The sequence below is a fragment of the Pseudomonas sp. K5002 genome, from assembly GCF_013386655.1.
Classification (GTDB): Bacteria; Pseudomonadota; Gammaproteobacteria; order Pseudomonadales; family Pseudomonadaceae; genus Aquipseudomonas.
Window position 1 is genome coordinate 1 of sequence record NZ_JACARK010001278.1, and the last position, 2770, is coordinate 2770.

The 2770-nt window shown below is 61.7% G+C and carries 4 protein-coding genes; 3 read left to right on the forward strand and 1 reads right to left on the reverse strand.

Annotated features, from left to right (window positions below; all coding sequences use genetic code 11):
- Nucleotides 1–508: transcriptional regulator (locus tag HX846_RS35640; RefSeq protein ID WP_178967289.1), on the reverse strand; the 508-nt coding region annotated here is incomplete at its 3' end.
- A 576-nt stretch (nt 509–1084) separates the two neighbouring features.
- Between HX846_RS35640 and HX846_RS35645 the strand changes: the two genes are divergently transcribed.
- The 3 genes from HX846_RS35645 to HX846_RS35655 are packed head-to-tail and all read left to right on the forward strand — an operon-like array spanning nt 1085 to nt 2595.
- Nucleotides 1085–1357 carry a DUF2282 domain-containing protein gene (locus HX846_RS35645; RefSeq protein ID WP_003211270.1) on the forward strand — a complete coding sequence of 91 codons (273 nt, stop codon included), beginning with the start codon at nt 1085–1087 and terminating at the stop codon, nt 1355–1357.
- Nucleotides 1354–1782: a DoxX family protein gene (locus HX846_RS35650; RefSeq protein ID WP_003211272.1), complete on the forward strand. Its 429-nt coding sequence runs from the start codon at nt 1354–1356 to the stop codon at nt 1780–1782. The genes HX846_RS35645 and HX846_RS35650 overlap by 4 nt, the downstream gene beginning before the upstream one ends.
- A gap of 45 nt (nt 1783–1827) precedes the next feature.
- Nucleotides 1828–2595: an alpha/beta fold hydrolase gene (locus HX846_RS35655; RefSeq protein WP_003211274.1), complete on the forward strand. Its 768-nt coding sequence runs from the start codon at nt 1828–1830 to the stop codon at nt 2593–2595.
- The last annotated feature ends 175 nt before the right edge of the window (nt 2596–2770 follow it).

Genomic DNA, 2770 nt, shown 5'->3' on the forward strand with positions numbered 1-2770 from the left:
TCAGTACCTGGTCGGCCAGGCTCAGGATCAGCTGTTCGCGACCAATCACTGTGCTGGGCGGCGGTTGCAGGTTGGGCACGTCCACCGTCGGGGCGGGTACCAGCGCCTGGGCGATGGCGCCTTCACTCACTGCCTGCATCGTCACCGGCGCGACAAACCGATAACCCCGGCCCGGCACGGTGACGATGTAGCTGAAGTTGCCGTCATCCCCCAGCGCCCGGCGCAGCGCAACGATCTGCGCGCGCAGGTTGCATTCCTCCACCACCACTTTGGGCCAGGCGAAAGAGATCAGCTCGGACTTTTCCAGCAACTCGCCAGCCCGGCTGGCGAGGGCGATCAGCAAGTACAAGGCGCGGCTGCCGAGGGTCACCGGCTCGCCGTTGCGCAGCAATACATGCTGGCGCGCCAACAAGAGAAAGGGGCCGAAACCGATTGCATTCTCGGTGTGGTCCGGGGCCTGGGGGACGAGGTCCGTGAAGGACACTGCGGGGTATTTGCTCGAACTCATCAATTTGTCCTTTTTTGTAGTCGGGCTTGTTATTGGCGATCAGGCCATTCGCCCTTTTGGGTGCTTACGTGCGGCAGCAGGCTTGGAGAGTTGAAGTCGATCAAAAAGGTGAGAGTTGTCGCCCTCCTTTGGGGCATGGACGTTGTTATAGGGCGCGGGGCCGTTGGGTTTCAGGCGATGAGACTGTTTCAATTTAGAAACATTTTATTACTAGAAAACCTGATGTAGCAGAATGTATGCCAGTTGGCATGTAACAAAGATGACAACAACCGTATGAAATTTATGGGGATTTTTGAGGTCGTCGAAAGCGGGGGAAGTTGGGTGTTCGGAAAGGCGAATATTTCTAATTGTGTCGTTCGGGATGCCGAATAAAACGGCGGTGGTTTGGCGTGGTTTTTTTGGCTGTGTATCAGACTGTGTATCAGCACCCACCTGATACACCGGCATGAATAGAAGGAGGAAACGCGACACAGACGGGATACACGCCTGGCTTTAAATCTGTCTACCAGATGGCGCAGGCGGTCACCCACCGCACAAGCGCCCTGGCCACATTCAGTCAAGCCAGGAGATTCAACAATGAAGCGCCATTACGCAGCCCTTGCCGCCACCCTCGCACTGTCCCTCGGTGCCTTCGCCGCCACCGCCCATGCCGAGGATGCCAAGCCTCAGGAAAAATGCTTCGGCGTGTCCCTCGCCGGTGCCAACGATTGCGCCGCCGGTGCCGGGACTTCCTGCGCCGGCACCGCCAAGGCGGATTACCAGGGCAACGCCTGGGTGCTGGTGGACAAAGGCACCTGCACCCAGATCAAAACCCCCAAAGGCTTCGGCAGCCTGACGGAACAACCATGATTGCCCTGGCCCCTGCGGTGCTCAAGCGTGTGCTGCCTGAGGCGCTGCTGTTGCTGGTGGCCCGCCTCGGGATCGCTTCGGTGTTTTTCCTCTCGGGCCGCACCAAGGTGACCGGTTTCCTGCAGCTCAAGCCGTCGACCTACACCTTGTTTCGCTCGGAATACGCCTTGCCGCTGGTGCCGCCGGACTGGGCAGCGCACCTGGCGACCTACGCCGAGCATCTGTTCCCGCTGTTGCTGGTGCTGGGCCTGCTGACCCGCCCGGCGGCTGCCGCGCTGTTGGGCATGACCCTGGTGATCGAGGTGTTCGTATACCCCGACGCCTGGCCGACCCACCTGACCTGGGCCGGGCTGTTGCTGCCGCTGCTGGCGTATGGCGGCGGGGCCTGGTCACTGGACCGCGTGCTGTCCGGCCAACGCCGTTAACCCTTTCACAACAATGATCAGGCCCCAAGGCCTGTGGAGAGTCGCATGCGTATTCTTTCTTCCCTGGCGATCGCCATGGCACTCGCTACACCGTTGGTGGCCTCGGCCGCCGATGCAGCCAAGCCCCAGCCGGGCACCGGTAAAAGCGTGGTGATCGTGCCCGGTTCCTTTGTCGACGGCTCCGGCTGGCGAGTGGTGCACGACATTCTGATTCACAAGGGCTACAAGGTCACCGTGGTGCATCAGGGCCATGAAAGCCTCGCCGCCGACGTGGCCGAGGCCCGCGAAGTGCTGGAGCAGCAGGTCGGCCCGGTGGTGCTGGTGGGTCACAGCTCCGGCGGCGGGGTGATCTCGATTGCCGGTGACCGCGACAAGGTCAAGTCGATGGTCTATGTCTCGGCCCTGCAACCGGAAGTCGGCGAGAACATGAGCCAGCTGCTGTCGTCGATGCCGGCGCCGAGCAATGACGTGATGCAGACCCGCGACGGGCATCTGTTCTTTGATCGCACCAAGTTCAATGCCGATTTTGCTGCCGACCTGACCACCAACCGCACCGACTTCATGGCCGCCTCCCAGGTGCCGGCCACCACCGCGCTGTTCGGCGGCACCGTGTGGGCCGCGGCCTGGCACAAGAAGCCGACCTACGCCGTGGTGTCCACCGAAGACCGTGCCCTGAGCCCCGATCTGCAGCGCTGGATGTACAAGCGCGCCGGCTCGAAAGTCACTGAAATCAAGGCCAGCCACTCGGTGTACATCTCCCAGCCCGAGGCTGTGGCGAAGGTCATCGAAGACGCGGCATCCGTCATCAAATAAACCCCACCCCCGAGGAGTAATACCCATGAGTACATCCATCAAATCCCGCTTGAGCCTTGCCACTGCTGCCGCCCTGATCGCCATGGCGTCCGCTTCCTTCGCGGCGGCCGCCAGCGCCGCCGACCAGCCGGAACAGCCGGGTCGTTGCTACGGCGTGAACAACTGCAAGGGCGAA

What these genes read in the sequence shown, in the direction of transcription:
- HX846_RS35645 (WP_003211270.1), top strand. Translation starts at nt 1,085, where the DNA reads ATGAAGCGCCATTACGCAGCCCTTGCCGCCACCCTCGCACTGTCCCTC.
- HX846_RS35650 (WP_003211272.1), top strand. Translation starts at nt 1,354, where the DNA reads ATGATTGCCCTGGCCCCTGCGGTGCTCAAGCGTGTGCTGCCTGAGGCG.
- HX846_RS35655 (WP_003211274.1), top strand. Translation starts at nt 1,828, where the DNA reads ATGCGTATTCTTTCTTCCCTGGCGATCGCCATGGCACTCGCTACACCG.